15 protein-coding genes and 1 other RNA gene are annotated in these 17,352 nt (G+C 74.4%); 14 read left to right on the plus strand and 2 right to left on the minus strand.

Annotated elements, in window-relative coordinates:
* Positions 1–90 precede the first annotated feature (90 nt).
* The 3 genes from ssrA (at position 91) to ACQFYA_RS07600 (ending at position 3,428) form a co-directional block, all read left to right on the plus strand.
* Positions 91–458, plus strand: a transfer-messenger RNA (tmRNA) gene (ssrA, locus tag ACQFYA_RS07590).
* 200 nt (positions 459–658) lie between these two features.
* Positions 659–1,705 carry an NAD(P)-dependent alcohol dehydrogenase gene (locus tag ACQFYA_RS07595; protein ID WP_499122695.1) on the plus strand — a complete coding sequence of 349 codons (1,047 nt, stop codon included), beginning with the start codon at positions 659–661 and terminating at the stop codon, positions 1,703–1,705.
* A gap of 28 nt (positions 1,706–1,733) precedes the next feature.
* Entirely contained in the window at positions 1,734–3,428 is a 1,695-nt protein-coding gene (locus ACQFYA_RS07600; RefSeq protein WP_499122697.1) for a beta-N-acetylhexosaminidase, read from the plus strand.
* 38 nt (positions 3,429–3,466) lie between these two features.
* On the opposite strand, the gene ACQFYA_RS07605 is transcribed toward ACQFYA_RS07600, so the two are convergent.
* Positions 3,467–4,486 (minus strand): DUF4349 domain-containing protein, encoded by a 1,020-nt coding sequence (locus ACQFYA_RS07605; protein WP_499122698.1) that lies wholly within the window; start codon positions 4,484–4,486, stop codon positions 3,467–3,469.
* Between the two features lie 188 nt (positions 4,487–4,674).
* Between ACQFYA_RS07605 and ACQFYA_RS07610 the strand changes: the two genes are divergently transcribed.
* From ACQFYA_RS07610 to ACQFYA_RS07650, 9 genes are all read left to right on the plus strand, one after another.
* The gene (locus tag ACQFYA_RS07610; protein WP_499122701.1) at positions 4,675–5,826 is read left to right on the plus strand and encodes an ROK family transcriptional regulator; all 1,152 of its coding nucleotides are present in this window, start codon (positions 4,675–4,677) and stop codon (positions 5,824–5,826) included.
* A 90-nt stretch (positions 5,827–5,916) separates the two neighbouring features.
* Positions 5,917–7,266, plus strand: a complete 1,350-nt coding sequence (locus tag ACQFYA_RS07615; protein ID WP_499122703.1) for an extracellular solute-binding protein — start codon at positions 5,917–5,919, stop codon at positions 7,264–7,266.
* 94 nt (positions 7,267–7,360) lie between these two features.
* A complete protein-coding gene (locus ACQFYA_RS07620; protein WP_499122705.1) occupies positions 7,361–8,290 on the plus strand; it encodes a carbohydrate ABC transporter permease in 930 nt (309 codons plus the stop codon).
* Positions 8,287–9,216 (plus strand): carbohydrate ABC transporter permease, encoded by a 930-nt coding sequence (locus tag ACQFYA_RS07625; protein ID WP_499122706.1) that lies wholly within the window; start codon positions 8,287–8,289, stop codon positions 9,214–9,216. Before ACQFYA_RS07620 ends, ACQFYA_RS07625 begins: the two co-directional genes overlap by 4 nt.
* A 1-nt stretch (position 9,217) precedes the next feature.
* On the plus strand, positions 9,218–10,234 hold the full coding sequence (locus ACQFYA_RS07630; RefSeq protein WP_499122707.1) for an ROK family protein: 1,017 nt from the start codon (positions 9,218–9,220) through the stop codon (positions 10,232–10,234).
* The gene (locus ACQFYA_RS07635) at positions 10,231–11,589 is read left to right on the plus strand and encodes an extracellular solute-binding protein (protein WP_499122710.1); all 1,359 of its coding nucleotides are present in this window, start codon (positions 10,231–10,233) and stop codon (positions 11,587–11,589) included. The genes ACQFYA_RS07630 and ACQFYA_RS07635 overlap by 4 nt, the downstream gene beginning before the upstream one ends.
* A gap of 94 nt (positions 11,590–11,683) precedes the next feature.
* Positions 11,684–12,466: a glucosamine-6-phosphate deaminase gene (nagB, locus tag ACQFYA_RS07640; RefSeq protein ID WP_499122712.1), complete on the plus strand. Its 783-nt coding sequence runs from the start codon at positions 11,684–11,686 to the stop codon at positions 12,464–12,466.
* Between the two features lie 74 nt (positions 12,467–12,540).
* Positions 12,541–12,858: a DUF3039 domain-containing protein gene (locus tag ACQFYA_RS07645; protein ID WP_079576050.1), complete on the plus strand. Its 318-nt coding sequence runs from the start codon at positions 12,541–12,543 to the stop codon at positions 12,856–12,858.
* An 11-nt stretch (positions 12,859–12,869) separates the two neighbouring features.
* Positions 12,870–14,711, plus strand: a complete 1,842-nt coding sequence (locus ACQFYA_RS07650) for a DEAD/DEAH box helicase (protein WP_499127471.1) — start codon at positions 12,870–12,872, stop codon at positions 14,709–14,711.
* 19 nt (positions 14,712–14,730) lie between these two features.
* Here the strand turns inward: ACQFYA_RS07650 and ACQFYA_RS07655 are convergent, their stop codons facing one another.
* A complete protein-coding gene (locus tag ACQFYA_RS07655; RefSeq protein WP_499122714.1) occupies positions 14,731–16,188 on the minus strand; it encodes a nicotinate phosphoribosyltransferase in 1,458 nt (485 codons plus the stop codon).
* Between the two features lie 143 nt (positions 16,189–16,331).
* On the opposite strand from ACQFYA_RS07655, the gene clpS reads away from it, so the two are divergent.
* Positions 16,332–16,637 (plus strand): ATP-dependent Clp protease adapter ClpS, encoded by a 306-nt coding sequence (gene clpS, locus ACQFYA_RS07660; protein WP_499127472.1) that lies wholly within the window; start codon positions 16,332–16,334, stop codon positions 16,635–16,637.
* Positions 16,634–17,341 carry a DUF2017 family protein gene (locus ACQFYA_RS07665; RefSeq protein ID WP_499122716.1) on the plus strand — a complete coding sequence of 236 codons (708 nt, stop codon included), beginning with the start codon at positions 16,634–16,636 and terminating at the stop codon, positions 17,339–17,341. The genes clpS and ACQFYA_RS07665 overlap by 4 nt, the downstream gene beginning before the upstream one ends.
* The last annotated feature ends 11 nt before the right edge of the window (positions 17,342–17,352 follow it).

Raw genomic sequence — 17,352 nt, forward strand, 5'->3', positions numbered from 1 at the left:
GCTGAGCGGAAATAACGGCGCGGCCGCGGCGGTTGATCCCCTAGACTGGAGGACGTCGGCGCGCGAGCGCCGGCGGTTGAAAAATCCATAGGGGCTGATCGGTTTCGACGGTGGTCGTACTTCGAGGAGAAGCGGGCCGAGGATGCAGGCTCATCTCGTGAACGCTTGCCTGCAAACCTATAGGTGCCGATAACAAGCGCACCGACTTCGCCCTCGCCGCCTGAGCGAGCTCCGAAGTCCGTGAGCCCGGGATCGCTCTCGACCCGGTAGCTCACGTCATCTAGAGAGCCACTGCTCGCCGCCCTCGTCACCGGGGCGGCGGGGACACCCAGGTGACTGGGCCCGTCCGCACCTTGTCTGCGTGAGTGCGGGGGCCGAGAAAATCACAGCAGACTGCGCCCGGAGAAGTCCTCGAAAGGCGCCACCGGACCCGGGTTCGATTCCCGGCAGCTCCACCCCTACGACGAAGGCCCCGCCGGCCACCAGCCGGCGGGGCCTTCGTCGTGCCCGCGCGACGCCGCCGGGCGGGGAGTGGCCCATCCCACGCCCTCGAGGTGCCCGGGGCACACGTCCTACGGGGGTACGGTTGAAAGATGAACGACTCGCCGCGAGGGCGACGGGTCCCAGACATGCATCCGTCGCAGAGAGAGGCACCGCCGTGCGCGCCGTCGTGTTCGAGAAGTTCCAGACCTTCCCCGAGCTGAAGGAGGTCGAGCGACCGACGCCGGGGCCGGGCGAGGTGCTGCTCAAGGTCGCGGGCTCGGGCGCGTGCCACTCCGACGTGAGCATCTACCGCGAGTTCACCGAGGGTGCGCCGGGGGCGCAGAACCCGCCCTTCGTGCTCGGGCACGAGGTGTCGGGCTGGGTCGAGGAGCTCGGCACGGGTGTCGACGGCGTGCAGGTGGGAGACGCGTACCTGGTCTACGGGCCCATCGGCTGCGGCCGCTGCGCGGCGTGCTCCCGCGGGCAGGACACCTACTGCGAGAACGTGGCGAGCATGCCCTACCTCGCGACGGGAATCGGGCGCGACGGCGGCATGGCCGAGTACGTGCGCGTGCCGGTGCGCAACCTCGTGCCGCTCGGGGACGCCGACCCCGTGGACGCGGCCCCCCTGAGCGACGCGGGCCTCACGCCGTACCACGCGATCAAGCTGGCGCTGCCGAACCTGGCGGGCGGCGGGAAGTTCGCGCTCGTCATCGGGCTGGGCGGCCTCGGCCAGGTCGCCGTGCAGATCCTCACCGCCCTCACGGGCGCCACCGTCATCGCGACGGACACCAAGCCCGAGGCGATGGAGCGCGCCGCCGCGAACGGCGCCGTGACGGTCCCCGCCGGTGACGGCCAGGTCGAGGCGATCCGCGCGATCACGGGCGGCCGCGGGGTCGACGCCGCGTTCGACTTCGTGGGCGCCACCCCGACGATCCGCACGGCCCAGGCGTCGATGGCCCGCCAGGGCCGGCTCACCGTGGTCGGGATCGGGGGCGGGGCCGCCGAGTGGTCGTTCTTCGCCAACCCCTACGAGGCCACGATCACGAACACCTACTGGGGCACCATCGAGGACCTGCACGAGGTCGTCGCCATGTACCGCGCCGGGCAGATCACGCCGCAGGTCCAGCGCTACCCGCTCGACCGTGCCCTGGACGCCTACCGCGACCTGGAGTCCGGGAAGGTGGCCGGTCGCGCCGTCGTCGTGCCGCACGAGGCCTGACGCGCGCGACCTTCACTAGGGTGGCGGGATGCGCGCCGCCGACGTCGTCCCCGCACCCGTGTCGTCGCAGGTCGTGGGGGAGGACCTCGCCCTGCCGGACGGCGCCCGCGTCGCCGCCGACCCCGCCCTGCGTGCCGCCGCGCGCTGGTGGCGGCGGGCGAGCGAGGACGCGTTCGGCGTCGACCTCGTGCCCGCGGGCCCGGGCGACACCGCGGACGTGACGTTCGACGTCGACCCGGCCGTCGCTGCGGGCGGCTACCGGGTCGACGTCGGGGACGGCGGCGGGCGGGCCCGCGTGCGGGTGACCGCCGCCGACGCCGCCGGCGCGCACGCCGCCGCCCAGACCCTGCGCCAGCTCGCGGGCCAGCAGGCCTTCCGCCGCGCGGGGAGCGCGCCGCTCGCGCTGCCCGCCGTCGTGGTCGAGGACGCGCCCCGGTGCGGCTGGCGCGGCGTGCTGCTCGACGTCGCCCGCCACTTCCTGCCCAAGGCTGACGTGCTGCGGTTCGTGGACCTCGCGGCCGCGCACCACCTGAACGTGCTGCAGCTCCACCTCACCGACGACCAGGGGTGGCGGATGGAGGTCCGGCGGTACCCGCGGCTCACCGAGGTCGGGTCGTGGCGGCGCGAGTCCGGCGTCGGCACGTGGCGCGCCGGGCGGTACGACGGCCGCCCGCACGGCGGGTTCTACACGCGGGCCGACCTCGAGGAGATCGTCGCCTACGCGCGCGAGCGCGGTGTGACCGTCGTGCCGGAGATCGGCTCCCCGGGTCACGTGCAGGCCCTGCTGACCGCGTACCCGGAGCTGGCCGCGCGCCCCGGCGCGCACGAGGTGCGCACGACGTGGGGCATCAGCGAGGACGTGATCGACCCGTCGCCGGCCGCCGTCGACTTCTTCGCGGGCGTGCTGGACGAGGTGTGCGAGGTCTTCGACTCGCCCTTCGTCGCCCTGGGCGGGGACGAGGTGCCCACCACGGCCTGGCGGGAGCGGCCGGACGTGGTGGCGCGCGCCGCCGGGCTCGGCCTGGTCGGGCCCGACGGCGAGGGGGACGTCGCCCGCCTGCACGGGTGGTTCCTCGCCCGGCTCGCCGAGCACCTGCGGTCGCGGGGCCGCCGGGCGGTGGTGTGGGACGAGGCGTTCGGCCCGGACCTGCCGCGCGACGTCGTCGTCACGTGCTGGCGCGGGCACGCCGTGGCCGCCGACGCGCTCGCCGCCGGGCACGACGTGGTGATGGCCCCCGAGCAGGAGGTGTACCTCGACCACCGCGCGGGCGACGGCCCCCACGAGCCCGTGCCCGTCGGCTTCGTGCGCACGGTCGAGGACGTGCGCGCGTTCGAGCCGCTGCCCGCCGCGCTGCTGGCGGCGCGGCCGGAGCTGGCGGGGGACCTGCCCGGCACGGTGCTGGGCGCGCAGGCGCAGGTGTGGAGCGAGCACCTCGACTCGGCCCGCCGCGTCGACTACGCGGCCTTCCCGCGCCTCGTCGCGTTCGCGGAGGCGGTGTGGAACCCCGGCGCCACCGGGTTCGGCGACCGGCTGCGCGCGCACCTGGCGCGCCTGGACGCCGCGGGCGTCGAGTACCGCCCGCTCGACGGGCCCCGGCCCTGGCAGCGACGGCCCGGCGTGGCGGGCTACCCGCGCGACCTGGAGACCGAGCGCGCCGCGGCCGGCTGGGCCGGGATGGGCGGCTGGGTCGAGGGCCGCGACGGCGCCGAGCCCGGCACGTAGCGTCGGGATCCGGTCCTCGGGCCTGACGACGCGGGGCGTCAGCGGCCCGCGGGCACCGGCTCGGGGGTCTCGTCCGGCGCGGTGGGCGCCGAGGGGGACGGCGCGCCGGGCCCGTCCGGTCCGTCGCCGTCGGACCCGCCCGGTGCCCCGCCCTCGGCGTCGGCCGCCGGCCGGGTCCGGCGTTGCGCCCAGCGGTAGCCGAGGTAGCCGAGCGCGGCGACGGCGATCCAGGGCAGCAGGACGCCGAGCACGAGGACGACCGTCTGCACGGTGGTCACCAGGCCGCCCCACCCGGACGACAGCCCGCCGAGGAAGCCGCCGCGCGACTGGGCGGCGGCCACGGGCTCGGGGACGATCTCGACGTCGAGGGTCGACATCGTGACCTGGTCCGAGAGGCGCTGGCGCTGCGCGGTGAGCGCGTCCAGGTCGGCCTGGCGCTCGGAGAGCTCCTGCTCGACCTGCAGCAGGTCCTCCGTGCTCCCGGCCGCCTTCATGAGGTCGCGCAGCCGGTCGGTGGAGGTCGTCAGGGCGGCGATCCGCGCGTCGAGGTCCTGGCCCTCGCCGGTGACGTCCACGCTCTGCACGTCGACGTCCTCGACCGTGCCGAGCTTGCCCAGCGCCTCGACGGCCCCGGTCATCCGGTCGGACGGGAGGCGCACGGTCATCGAGGCCGAGCCGGCGGAGTCGTCCGTCGCGGCGGTCTCGGTGCGCCGCTCCACGCGCCCGCCCGCCTCCTCGACGAGCCGGGCGAGCCGGCTCGCGGCGGCCGCGGGGTCGTCGGCGACGACGGTCGCGCTGCCCGTGGTCACGATCTCGCGCTCCGCGGCCGCGCCCGGGGTCTGGCCGTCGGCGAGCGCCTCGCCCGCGCCGGCCTCGCCCGCTCCGGCCTCGCCCGCGGCGTCGAGCGCCGCGCCCGCGTCCCCTTCGACGGCGGACGACGCACCGCCCGCGTCGCCCCCGCCCGACGAGCAGCCCGCGACGGCGAGGAGGAGGGCCGTCGCGAGCGCCGCGACGAGGGGTGCGCGGCGGGCCCGGTCGGGGCGCGGGGTGGCAGGCATGGCTCCGAGCGTAGGGCGGCGGGGCGTCGTCGCTGGTGGCGATCGCGGGATCGTGACCGGACCGTGCCGCGACCGTGACCTGGCGCGCCCGCGCGGTCCGCGCGCGGTCGTCACGATCCGATAACGCGCGGCGTCGAGGGGCGGCAGCGGATTGACAGCCAGCTAGTTAAGACGCTGTACTAACAAACATGTCCACGCCGACGACGCGCACCGCACGACGAGGTCTGGGTGCCGGCCTGCGAGCCACCTCCAAGGTGCTCCCCGAGCACGCCCGGGCGCACAACCGCTCCCTCGTGCTCCAGCACCTGTTCCACGAGGGGCCGACCTCCCGGGCCGACCTGGCCCGCGCCACGTCGCTGACCCGGGTGACGATCTCGGACCTGGTGAACGTCCTCCTCGGGGAGGGGCTGGTCGAGGAGCTCGGCGTGCAGCCCGGCCGCCGCGTCGGCAAGCCCGCGATCCTCGTCGGGATGCGCACGGACGCCTACCAGATCGTGGCCGTCGACCTCTCGGACGACGCCGTCATGCGCGGCGCCGTCATGACCCTCACCGGCGAGGCCGTCGTGCGCCGGTCGCTGCCGGTGTCCGGGCACGTGGGCGACGAGCTGGTGGACCTCCTCGCGCGCTTCGCGCGCACCCTGATCTCCGCGGCCACGCGCCCCGTCATCGGCGTCGGCGTCGGGTCGCCCGGCGTGGTCGACGACGCCGGGCGCGTCGTCGAGGCGCCCAACCGCCAGTGGGTCGACCTGCCGCTGGCCGCGATCCTCACCGACCGGCTCGCCCTGCCCGTGCACGTCGCCAACGACGCGAACTCCGCGGCGCTCGGCGAGTACACGTACGGCGGGGCCGACGGCTCGATGCTCGTGCTCACCGTCGGGCTGGGCGTCGGCGCCGGCGTCATGGTCGACGGCGCGCGGGTGCGCGGCGCGGCCGACGCCGCGGGCGAGCTCGGGCACGTCACGGTCGTCGACGACGGCGAGCTCTGCGCCTGCGGCCGCCGCGGCTGCCTCGAGACCGTGCTCGGCGTCCCGGCGCTGCGCCGGGCCGTCGCCGGGCTGGACCCGGCCGCCGCCGACGAGGCGCTGGCCGGCGTCGGCCGCACCCTCGGCACCGCGCTCGCGCCCGTCGTGGGCGCCCTGAACCTGGCCGAGGTGCTGCTCAGCGGCCCGGCCGACCTGCTCGACGGCGCGCTGCGCACCGCCGCCCTGCAGTCCCTGACCGACCGCACGATGCCGGCCACCGCCGCCGGCCTGCGGCTGCGGATGGCCACGCTCGACGAGGACGTCGTCCTCGCCGGGGCGGCCGTCCTGGTGCTGGCCGCCCAGCTCGGGGTCTCGTGACCCCCTGACGGACGACCCGCACCCCCAGCAGCGCCGTCCCTGGCGCCGCGCTGCTCAGATCGACCCTGGACAGATCGAGAGGAATCCCCAGTGAAGAGGACCCGTGTCGTCGCCACCGGCGTGGCGACGAGCCTGACCCTGGCGCTCGCGCTCGCCGCGTGCGCGCCTGCCGACGAGGAGGGGAGCGGCGACACCGGCGGCACCCCCGAGGCCGGCGACATCACCCTGTGGCTCGCCGGCGCGGACACGAGCGACGACCTGCGCACCTACCTCGTCGACACGTTCGAGGAGGAGAACCCCGGGTCGACGCTGACGATCGAGGAGCAGGACTGGACCGACCTGGTCACCAAGCTCACGACCGCGCTGCCGGACGCCGCGAACACGCCCGACGTCGTCGAGATCGGCAACACGCAGGCGCCGACGTTCACCTACGCGGGCGCCTTCCGCGAGATCTCGCCCGAGCTGTACGAGGAGCTGGGCGGCGACAAGCTGCTGCAGTCCTTCGTCGAGGCCGGGTCGATCGACGACACGAAGTACGCGCTGCCCTACTACTACGGCTCGCGCTACATGTTCTACCGCAAGGACATCTGGACGAAGGCCGGCCTCGAGGTCCCGAAGACGCTGGAGGAGTTCGGCGACTCGGTCAAGAAGCTGCAGAGCAAGAAGCAGTCGGGCTTCGCCATCGGCGGCCAGGACTGGCGCAACGGCATCTCCTGGGTCTTCGCGAACGGCGGCGAGCTCGCCGTCAAGGACGGCGACCAGTGGACCTCCACGCTGTCCGACCCGAACACGGTCAAGGGCCTCGAGCAGTGGCAGGACGTGTTCGAGGGCGCCTCGAACCTCCCGCCGACCGCGAAGGACGAGGCGTACTGGGACTTCCTCAACGACGGCACGGACGGCGAGGCCCCCGACGGCGCGACGATCATGGCGCCGGGCTGGGCCCGCTGGTCCCTCGGCGACATGACGAAGAACGACAAGGGCGAGGAGGTCCGCGACGGGATGGCGGACGACTCGACGTTCGACATCTTCGCCCTGCCGGGCGTCGACGGTGGCGTCGCCCCGGTGTTCGCCGGCGGCTCGAACATGGCTGTCTCGGCCAAGTCGCAGCACCCGGAGCTCGCGGACAACCTGCTGCGGATCATCTACTCGGACGAGTACCAGACGATGCTCGCGAAGGCGGGTCTCGGCCCGGCCAACGCCGACTTCGACAAGCTCATGACGGTGGACGAGGACGGCAACCCGAACAAGTTCGGCGAGGTCACCGTCGAGACCGCCCAGGCCTCCCAGCTGACCCCGGCCGCGCCGGGCTGGGCCGCCGTCGAGGGCGCCCTGGTCTACGAGGAGCTGTTCCAGAAGATCGCCGAGGGTGGTGACGTGACGGCCATCGCGAAGGAGTACGACGCGAAGCTCACGCCGATGCTCAACGGCCAGGCGGGCTGACCCTCCTCGGCTCCCCGCCACGACGGGCGGGGCGGTGCCCGACGAACCGGTGCCGCTCCGCCCGTCACCCACGACCCCCGGGAAGGAGGACCGCATGACCACCGCGACGCCCGCGTCCGCCATCGCGATCCGCCGTCGGCGCACGCCGGCCACCCCCTACCTCCTGCTGCTCCCCGCCGTGCTGATCCTGCTGGTCGGCCTCGGGTACCCCGTGTACTGGCAGGTCGTGACCTCGCTGCAGCAGTACGGCATGATGCAGCAGTTCGGCGCGCCCCCGACGTTCGCGGGGCTGGACAACTACGCGCGCATCTTCACCGACGACCGCCTGTGGGCCGTCGTCGGGCGGTCCATCGTCTTCTGCCTGGTGAACGCCTTCCTCACCGTGGCGATCGGCCTCGGCCTGGCGCTGCTCATGAAGGCCGTGCACGCCGGCGTGCGCATCACCATGCAGGTGGTGCTGCTGCTGGCCTGGGCCACGCCGCTGGTGGCCGCCGTGACCGTGTTCCGGTGGCTCTTCGACTACCGCTCGGGCGTCGTCAACTGGCTGCTCGTGCAGATCGGGCTCGACCAGTACCAGGGGTACGCGTGGCTCGCGCAGCCGCTGACGTTCTTCCTGGTCGCGACCCTGGTCATCGTGTGGATGTCGGTGCCGTTCGTGGCCATGTCCCTGTACGCCGGCCTGACCCAGGTCTCCGAGGAGGTCCTCGAGGCCGCGCGGCTCGACGGCGCCAGCCCGCGCCAGATCCTGCGCCACATCCTGCTGCCGCTGGTGCGCCCGGTGCTCGCCATCGTGCTGCTGCTGCAGATCATCTGGGACCTGCGCGTCTTCGCGCAGATCCGGCTGCTGCAGGACGGCGGCGCCCCGGTGTCCGAGACCAACCTGCTGGGCAACTTCATCTACGAGCTCGGCATCGGCAGCCAGGACTTCTCCGGCGCCGCCGCCGTCTCGATCTTCGTCCTGCTGCTCACGGTGCTGCTCGCCGCGCCGTACGTGCGCAGCCTCATGAAGGAGGACGCCGCATGAGCGCCGCGACCGAGACCGTCCGGCCGCCCGCCGCGGTCGCGTCCCGCGAGATCAGGCCGCCCGCCCGCCGCCCGCGCCCGCGCGTCGGCAAGATCCTGCTGGGCGTGCTGGGGATCGCGCTGTCCCTGGTGTGGGTGTTCCCCGTCTACTGGATGCTGCTGTCGGCCGTGACGCCGAACGCGCGCCTGAAGGCGAGCACCCCGAGCTTCCTGCCCACGCACTTCACGCTCGCCAACTTCACCAGCGTCATCAGCGACTCCGGCTTCGGCGGGGCGCTGCGGATGAGCCTGATGATCACGGGCGTCACGATCGTCCTCGTGCTGGCGTTCGCGTTCCTCGCGGCGCTGGCCATCAGCCGCTGGCGCTTCCGCGGCCGGACGAGCTTCGTGCTGGCGGTGCTCTTCATCCAGATGCTGCCGGCCGAGGGGCTGTTCATCGCGCAGTACAAGATGCTTTCCTCGGTGGGGGAGAGCGCGCCCGTGCTCGGCCTCAACTCGGTGCTCGGCATCTCGGTGCTGTACACCGCCATGCTGGTGCCGTTCACGATCTGGATGCTGCGCGGCTTCGTCGCGGGCATCCCCGCGGAGCTCGAGGAGGCGGCGATGGTCGACGGGCTCTCGCGCACGAAGGCGTTCCTGCGGATCACGTTCCCGCTGCTCGCGCCCGGCCTCGTCGCGTCCGGGGTGTACGCGTTCCTCCAGGCGTGGAACGAGTTCACGACGGCGCTGGTGATCCTGCCCGCCGAGGACCGGCAGACACTGCCGATCTGGCTGCGCAGCTTCCTGTCCGCGTCCGCGAACCGCGGCATCGACTGGGCGGAGGTCATGGCGGCCTCGACGCTCATCGCGGTGCCGGTGATCGTCTTCTTCCTCTTCGTGCAGGGCCGGATGACGTCCGGCCTGGTCTCCGGGGCGGTGAAGGGCTGACGTGGACGACGGCACACCCCTGACCGAGGAGGCCGTGACCGGCCCGACCGTCGGTCTCGACATCGGCGGGACCAAGACGCTCGCCGTGCTGCTCGACGCCGACGGCACCACGGTGGCGCAGGCCCGGCTGGCCACGGAGCGCGGCCCGCGCGGCGTCGTGGCGGGCGCCGCCCGCGCCGCGCGCGGCGTCGCGCGCCAGGCCGGCATCGACCTCGCCGACGTGGTCGGCATCGGCGTGGGCATGCCGGGCCTCGTCGACCCGGAGGCCGGCACCGTCCGGCACGCCGTCAACGTCGGCGTGGACGGCGAGCCGCTCGCGCTCGCCGCGCTGTTGGGCGACGCGCTCGGGGGGATCCCCGTGGGCCTGGAGAACGACCTCAACGTCGCCGCGCTCGGCGCCGCGCACCTCGAGGCCACCGCGACCGGGACGCCCCGGTCGCAGGTCGACCTCGCGTTCCTCGCGCTCGGCACCGGGCTGGCGGCGGGCCTCGTCCTCGACGGCGAGCTGCGACGCGGCTTCGGCGGCGCGGCCGGGGAGATCGGGCACGTCCCCGTGGACCCCGCCGGCCCCGAGTGCCCCTGCGGCCAGCGCGGCTGCCTCGAGCTCTACGCGTCCGGCACCGCCGTGGACCGGCTGTGGCCGGCCCGCACGGGCCGACCCGCGCCCGTCGAGCTCTTCGAGGCGGCCGGGCGCGGCGTGCCCGCGGCCCTCGAGGCCCGCGACACGTACGCCTCGGCGGTCGCCGCGGCGGTGCGCATGCTCGTCCTCACCGTCGACGTGCGGCACGTCGTGCTGGGCGGCGGCGTGGCCCAGCTCGGCGAGCCGCTGCTCGACGCCGTGCGCGCCGCCCTCGTGCGCGAGTCCGCCTCGTCCGGCTTCCTCGGCTCCCTGCACCTCGCGGACCGCGTGCGGCTCGCCCCGGGCCGCGTGCCCGTCGGCGCGGTCGGCGCGGCGGTCGTGGGCCGGTCGGTCGCGGGCCGCGCCCCCATGAACCCGCTGAACGGGGTGGCGTCGTGACCGGGCGCCAGGCGTCCCGGTCGAATTCCCTGTCGACGACCCGGCCCGTGGCCGTGGTGCTGGCCGGGTCGGTGGCGCTCGCCCTGGCCGGGTGCGCCGCGCTGGGAAACGAGCCGGAGGACACCGGACCGGACACCGACCTGACGCTGTGGCTCGTCGGCACGGACACCACGCCCGATCTGCGCGAGTACCTGGTGCAGACCTTCGAGGACGAGCACCCCGGCGCCACGCTCACCATCGAGCAGCAGGAGTGGGGCGACCTCGTCGACACCCTCACCGAGGCGCTGGCCGACCCGGCCACGACCCCGGACGTCGTCGAGATCGGCAACACGCAGTCGCCCACGTTCACCACGTCGGGCGCGTTCCGCGAGATCTCGCCGGAGCTGTACGAGGAGCTGGGCGGCGACGACCTGCTGCCGTCGTTCGTCGAGGCGGGCTCGGTGGACGGCCGCCACTACGCGCTGCCGTACTACTTCGGCTCGCGCTACGTCTTCTACCGCAAGGACGTGTGGCGCGAGGCCGGCCTCGAGAAGCCGAGCACGCTGGCGGAGTTCGGCGAGGCGGTGAAGAGCCTCACCGACGACGTCCACGCCGGGCTCGCGATGGGCGGCCAGGACTGGCGCAACGGCATCTCCTGGGTGTTCGCCACGGGCGGCGAGCTCGCGGTGAAGGAGGGCGACCGCTGGGTCTCGACCCTCGCGGACCCGAAGACGGTCGAGGGCCTCGAGATGTGGCAGGACGTGTACGAGAACGCGTCGTACCTGCCGTCCACGGAGAAGGACGTCTCCTACTGGGACTTCCTCAACGACGGCGTGGAGGACGCGCCGCCGGCCGCGGCCACGATCATGGCGCCCGCGTGGGCGCGGTGGTCGATCGGCGACCTCGAGCGCAACGACGAGGGCGAGGAGGTGCGCGACGGGATGAAGGACTCCTCGACGTTCGACATCTTCCCGCTCCCGGGGGTGGACGGCGGCCTGGCCCCCGTCTTCGCCGGCGGGTCGAACATCGCGGTCTCGGCCACGTCGCCGAGCCCCGAGCTGGCCGAGGACGTGCTCCGCGTCGTCTTCTCGGACGAGTTCCAGTCGAGGCTCGCCGAGAGCGGGCTAGGCCCGGCGGACGCCGACGCGCAGGAGCTGATGAAGGGCGACAAGTTCGGGCGCACCCTGGTGCGCACGGCGGCCGCGTCGAAGCTCACCCCGGCGGCGCCCGGCTGGGCGTCGATCGAGGACGCGGGCGTGTACGAGGACCTGTTCGGCCGGATCGCCGGCGGCGGCGACGTCGCGACGCTGGCCCAGGAGTTCGACGCGCGCCTCACGCCGATGCTCAACGCGCCCCCGGCCGATCCTGAGGAATGATCGGGCCGGAACGACCGGGCCGCACGCGTGCCGCCCGACGACTGCACGCCGGGACGACGCGCTCGATCCCGGAACCGAGAGACTGGAGCCCCGCATGGAAGTCGTGATCGCCCCCGCCGAGGAGCTGGCCGTGCTCGCGGCCGACGCGATCGAGGCGCTGCTGCGCCGCAACCCCGCGACGGTGCTGGGGCTGGCGACCGGGTCGAGCCCGCTGCGGGTCTACGACGAGCTGGCGCGGCGCCACGAGCAGGACGGTCTGTCCTTCGAGCGGGCCCGCGGCTTCATGCTCGACGAGTACGTGGGCCTGCCCGCCGACCACCCGCAGCGCTACCGCAACGTCATCGAGACGGAGATCGCCTCCCGCGTCGCGTGGCCGGCCGGCCAGGTGCACGGCCCGGACGGGCTGGCCGAGGACCTCCCCGTCGCCTGCGCCGCCTACGAGCAGGCGATCACCGACGCCGGCGGGGTGGACCTGCAGATCCTGGGGATCGGCACGGACGGGCACATCGCGTTCAACGAGCCGGGCTCGTCGCTGGCGTCGCGCACCCGGATCAAGACCCTCACCCGGCAGACGCGCGTGGACAACGCGCGGTTCTTCGACGACGACGTGGAGCAGGTGCCCACCCACTGCCTCACGCAGGGGCTGGGCACGATCATGGACGCGCGCCACCTCGTGCTGCTGGCCACGGGCCGGGGCAAGGCCGAGGCCGTGCACCAGCTCGTGGAGGGCCCGATCTCCGCGATGTGGCCGGGCACGGTGATGCAGATGCACCCCCACGCCACGGTGCTGGTGGACGACGCGGCGGCCTCGCGGCTGCAGCTCGGCGACTACTACCGCCAGACGTTCGCGTCCAAGCCCGACTGGCAGGGCCTGTGATCCGTGCCCGGATCCGCGGCTCGGGGGCGGGCGTGGACGGGGACCGTCGGAGGGGCCGTCGTAGACTTCCCCGCATGAGCGATCCCCTCTCCACCCCGCCGGCCGACCCCTCGCAGGACACCGGGGCCGGCACCAGCGTGCTGGAGCGTCCGGACACCCGCGAGCAGGCGGCGGAGCCGGGCGACCACGAGCGCTTCGCGCACTATGTGCGCAAGGAGAAGATCATGGAGTCCGCCCTGTCGGGCAAGCCCGTGATCGCGCTGTGCGGCAAGGTGTGGGTGCCCGGCCGCGACCCGGCGAAGTTCCCGGTCTGCCCGGTCTGCAAGGAGATCTACGACGGCCTCCGCGACCCGCAGGACGGCGAGGGCGGCGAGGGCGACTCCGGCAAGTGAGCGCGCAGCCGCTGAACGAGCCCGAGTCCACCCCCGATCTCTTCGAGGCCGCGGCGGAGCCGGCCAAGCCGCTCCCGCAGTCGCCGTCGTCGTCCGCGGCGTCCCACCTCAGCCCGGCGTTCCCGCGCCGCGCGCCGTGGGGCACGGCGTCGAACCTGCGTGCCTGGCAGGCCGAGGCGCTCGAGCTGTACCGGCAGCGCAACCCCCGCGACTTCCTCGCGGTCGCGACGCCCGGCGCCGGCAAGACGACGTTCGCGCTGCGCGTGGCCACCGAGCTCCTCGAGGCCGGGATCGTGCGCCGCGTGACCGTCGTCGCGCCCACGGAGCACCTCAAGCACCAGTGGGCGGACGCCGCCGCGCGCGTCGGTATCCGGATCGACCCGTCGTTCAAGAACAGCCAGGGCCGGCACGGCTCGCACTACGACGGCGTCGCGCTGACGTACGCGCAGGTCGCGGCCAAGCCCGCGCTGCACCGCGCCCGCACGGACGCCGCGCGCACGCTCGTCATCCTCGACGAGGTGCACCACGGCGGCGACGCCCTGAGCTGGGGCGAGGCCGTCCGCGAGGCGTTCGAGGACGCCAGCCGGCGCCTCGCGCTGACGGGCACGCCGTTCCGGTCGGACACCGCGCCGATCCCGTTCGTCACCTACGAGGAGGACCGGGAGGGCATCCGCCGGTCCAAGGCCGACTACACGTACGGCTACGGCGACGCGCTGCGGGACCACGTCGTGCGGCCGGTGCTGTTCATGACCTACTCGGGCAGCATGCGCTGGCGCACCAAGGCCGGCGACGAGGTCAGCGCCCGCCTCGGCGAGGCGATGACCAAGGACATGCACGCCCAGGCCTGGCGCACCGCGCTGGACCCGAACGGCGAGTGGATCCCGTCGGTCCTCGCGGGCGCGGACAAGCGGCTCACCGAGATGCGCCGCGTCGTCCCCGACGCCGGTGGCCTGGTGATCGCGACCGACCAGACGGACGCCCGGGCGTACGCCGGCCACCTCGCGCGGCTCACCGGGCAGAGCCCGACGGTGGTGCTCAGCGACGACGACGGCGCGAGCGCGCGCATCGACGAGTTCGCCCAGAGCGACTCGCGGTGGATGGTCGCGGTGCGCATGGTCTCGGAGGGCGTGGACGTGCCGCGGCTCGCCGTCGGCGTGTACGCGACGAGCACCTCCACCCCGCTGTTCTTCGCGCAGGCGGTGGGCCGCTTCGTGCGCGCCCGCAAGCGCGGCGAGACGGCGTCCGTCTTCCTGCCGAGCGTGCCGCTGCTGCTCGAGCTGGCCAACGGCATGGAGCTCGAGCGCGACCACGCGCTCGACCGGCCGAAGACGGCCGAGGAGCAGGGCATCGAGTACGACCCGGAGGCGGCGCTCCTCGCGGCGGCGAACAAGGAGGAGAAGGCGTCCGGGGAGCTCCTCGGCTCCTTCGAGGCGCTCGAGGCCCAGGCGTCGTTCGACCGCGTCCTGTTCGACGGCGGCGAGTTCGGCACGGGCGCCGACGTCGGCTCCGCCGAGGAGCTGGACTTCCTCGGGCTCCCGGGGCTGCTCGAGGCGGACCAGGTGACGACGCTGCTGCGGCAGCGGCAGGCGCAGCAGGTGCGCGGGCGGGGCGGCGCCACGGCGTCCGAGGCCGCGCTCGAGCAGTCGGAGGCGGAGCACCGGCGGGCCGCCGACCTGCGCAAGGAGCTCTCCAAGCTGGTGTCCGCGTGGGCGCGCAAGAGCAGCACGCCGCACGGCTCGGTGCACAACGAGCTGCGCCGCCGCTGCGGCGGGCCCGAGGTGCCGCTGGCGACCGCCGACCAGCTCACCGCGCGCGTCGAGATGGTGCGCGGCTGGTTCGTCGGCAAGCGGTAGGGCCCCGGGGGAGCAGGCCTCAGACCAGCGGGAGCTCGACGGTGGGGATCGCCGGGTCGCCGGCCGAGAGCCGGCGCCCGCCGCGCGGCAGCTCCGCGCGGGCCTGCAGGTGGTGCTCGGCCGCGTTCTGGACGCCGTAGGAGCCCACCCAGCGGGAGTCGACGGCGCCGTCCACCACGAGCGGGACCAGCAGACCGCGCAGGTCGGAGCGCTCGCTGCCGCCCTCGCCGTCGTCGGGCGCGTCGCGGTCCGGGACGGTCGAGGCGCCGTCCTCGGGGCTCCAGGCCACGACGAGGTCGTCGGGGCCGGTGACGAGCACCTCCTCGACGGCGCGCCCGTCGGGGCCGAACCGCCGGGCGGCGCCCTTGCGCCCGCCCTGGCTGGTCTTGTGCGCGGACGCCTTCGCGACCGGCTGCAGCACGCCCGCGGCGTCCGCGCGGGCGACCAGCTTGTAGACCATGCCGCACGTCGGCGCGCCCGAGCCCGTGACCAGCGACGTCCCCACGCCGTACACGTCCACCGGCATGGCGGCGAGCCCGGCGATGGCGTGCTCGTCGAGGTCGGACGTCACGACGATCTTGGTGCCGGTCGCGCCGAGGTCGTCGAGCTGGCGGCGCACCTCGACGGCCAGGACGCCGAGGTCGCCCGAGTCGAGCCGCACGGCCCCGAGCGACGTGCCGGCCGCGGCGATCGCGTTCTCGACGCCGCGCCGCACGTCGTAGGTGTCGACCAGGAGCGTGGTGCCGGCGCCCAGCGACGCGACCTGGGAGTCGAACGCCGAGCGCTCGTCGTCGTGCAGCAGCGTGAACGCGTGCGCCGCGGTGCCGATGGTGTCGAGCCCGTACCGCATGCCCGCCTCGAGGTTCGAGGTGCCCGTGAACCCGCCGACGACCGCCGCCCGCGCCGCCGCGACGGCGGCCTGCTCGTGCGCGCGCCGCGAGCCCATCTCCAGCACGGGCCGGTCCACGGCCGCGCTGGTCATGCGGGACGCCGCGGAGGCGATCGCCGAGTCGTAGTTGAGGATCGACAGGATCAGCGTCTCGAGCAGCACGGCCTCGGCGAACGTGCCCTCGACCTGCAGCACCGGCGATCCGGGGAAGAAGATCTCGCCCTCGGCGTACCCCTGGACGCTGCCGGTGAAGCGGTAGCCGCGCAGGAAGTCGAGGGTGCGGTCGTCGACGACGCCGGCGCGCTCGAGGTAGGCCAGCTCCGCGTCGCCGAAGCGGAAGTGGGCGAGCGCCTCCAGGATGCGGCCGGTGCCCGCGAGGACGCCGTAGCGCCGCCCGGCGGGCAGCCGCCGCGTGAACACCTCGAAGACGCAGTGCCGGTGCGCGGTGCCGTCGGCGAGCGCCGCCTGCAGCATCGTCAGCTCGTAGCGGTCCGTGAGGAGCGCGACCGACGGACGGATGGTGGGGAGCGGGGCGGCAGGCACGGCATACGGCGGCGGGGCGACGCTGCCCCGGGGCTCGTCGGTCATGGGGACACGGTAGGGCCCGTCCGGTCATCCGGCAGGGTGACGCCCGCCTGGCGGACGGTCGACGCCCACCGGCCGCCTGTGCCTAGGCTGGGCGGGTGAACGGGCAGACGACGACGCGCGCGACGGCGGTCGCGGCGACCGGGGTGGAGCGCGAGGCGGAGACCGAGGCGGTCGCGGCCGTCGCCGACCCGTGGATCACGATCGTGTGGAACGACCCGGTCAACCTCATGTCGTACGTGAGCTACGTCTTCGAGAGCTATTTCGGCTACCCGCCGTCGAAGGCGCAGAAGCTGATGATGCAGGTGCACCACGACGGCCGCGCGGTGGTGTCGACCGGCCCCCGCGAGCGCATGGAGGTGGACGTGCAGGCGATGCACGGGTTCGGGCTGTGGGCCACGCTGCGGCAGTCGGGCGCGTCCGACGGCAGCGCGGACGGGGGAGCGGCGTGACGCCGTTCCGGTCCGCGCCGGCGGGCTACGTCGCCCGGTGGGACGACGTCGAGCGGGAGGTGCTCGCGCGCGTGGCGCGGGACGTCGCGGAGCTGGTGCGCGCCGAGTCCGGGCTGGAGCCCGGGATCGAGGTGGGCGACGGCGTCGCGTTCACGGGCGTGGCGCGGGTGCCGCAGGACCCGGCGGTGCAGCGGCTGCTGCCTGACGCGCACGACGACGACGCCGACGTCGCCACCGAGTTCCGGCACCTCACCCAGACCGACCTGGCGGCGGGGAAGGTCGCGCGGCTCGTCGCGTTCGCGGACCAGATCGACTCCCGGGACGAGCTCCCGGACGACCCGCGGGCGGGGGCGGAGATCGTGGTGCCGCGCGAGGGGGCGCAGGAGTTCGCCGGTGCGCTGACGGACCTGCGGCTCGTCCTCGCCGAGCGCCTGGGCCTCGTGGACGACGCCGACGTGGAGACGCTGCACGACGACGTCCTGGCGGGGCTCGACGACGACGACAGCGACGACGACAGCGACGACGACAGCGACGACGACGAGGAGCTCGACGACGGCGACGAGCTCGCCGGGTGGGAGCGCGTCGGGCTGACGGGCGCGGAGCGGCGGTACTGGGGCGGCGTGTTCGTCGCGGCGGGCTTCGCGCAGGAGTCGCTGGTCGACGAGATGCTCGCGGACCTGCGGGCCGGGCGTCCCACGGCGTAGCCGCAGGTCCG

This window comes from Promicromonospora sp. Marseille-Q5078 (assembly GCF_050315395.1).
Lineage (GTDB): Bacteria > Actinomycetota > Actinomycetes > Actinomycetales > Cellulomonadaceae > Isoptericola.

Coding starts and splice junctions, on each gene's coding strand:
- ACQFYA_RS07600 (WP_499122697.1), top strand. CDS start 1,734: ATGCGCGCCGCCGACGTCGTCCCCGCACCCGTGTCGTCGCAGGTCGTG.
- ACQFYA_RS07605 (WP_499122698.1), bottom strand. CDS start 4,486: ATGCCTGCCACCCCGCGCCCCGACCGGGCCCGCCGCGCACCCCTCGTC.
- ACQFYA_RS07610 (WP_499122701.1), top strand. CDS start 4,675: ATGTCCACGCCGACGACGCGCACCGCACGACGAGGTCTGGGTGCCGGC.
- ACQFYA_RS07620 (WP_499122705.1), top strand. CDS start 7,361: ATGACCACCGCGACGCCCGCGTCCGCCATCGCGATCCGCCGTCGGCGC.
- ACQFYA_RS07625 (WP_499122706.1), top strand. CDS start 8,287: ATGAGCGCCGCGACCGAGACCGTCCGGCCGCCCGCCGCGGTCGCGTCC.
- nagB (WP_499122712.1), top strand. CDS start 11,684: ATGGAAGTCGTGATCGCCCCCGCCGAGGAGCTGGCCGTGCTCGCGGCC.
- ACQFYA_RS07645 (WP_079576050.1), top strand. CDS start 12,541: ATGAGCGATCCCCTCTCCACCCCGCCGGCCGACCCCTCGCAGGACACC.
- ACQFYA_RS07655 (WP_499122714.1), bottom strand. CDS start 16,188: ATGACCGACGAGCCCCGGGGCAGCGTCGCCCCGCCGCCGTATGCCGTG.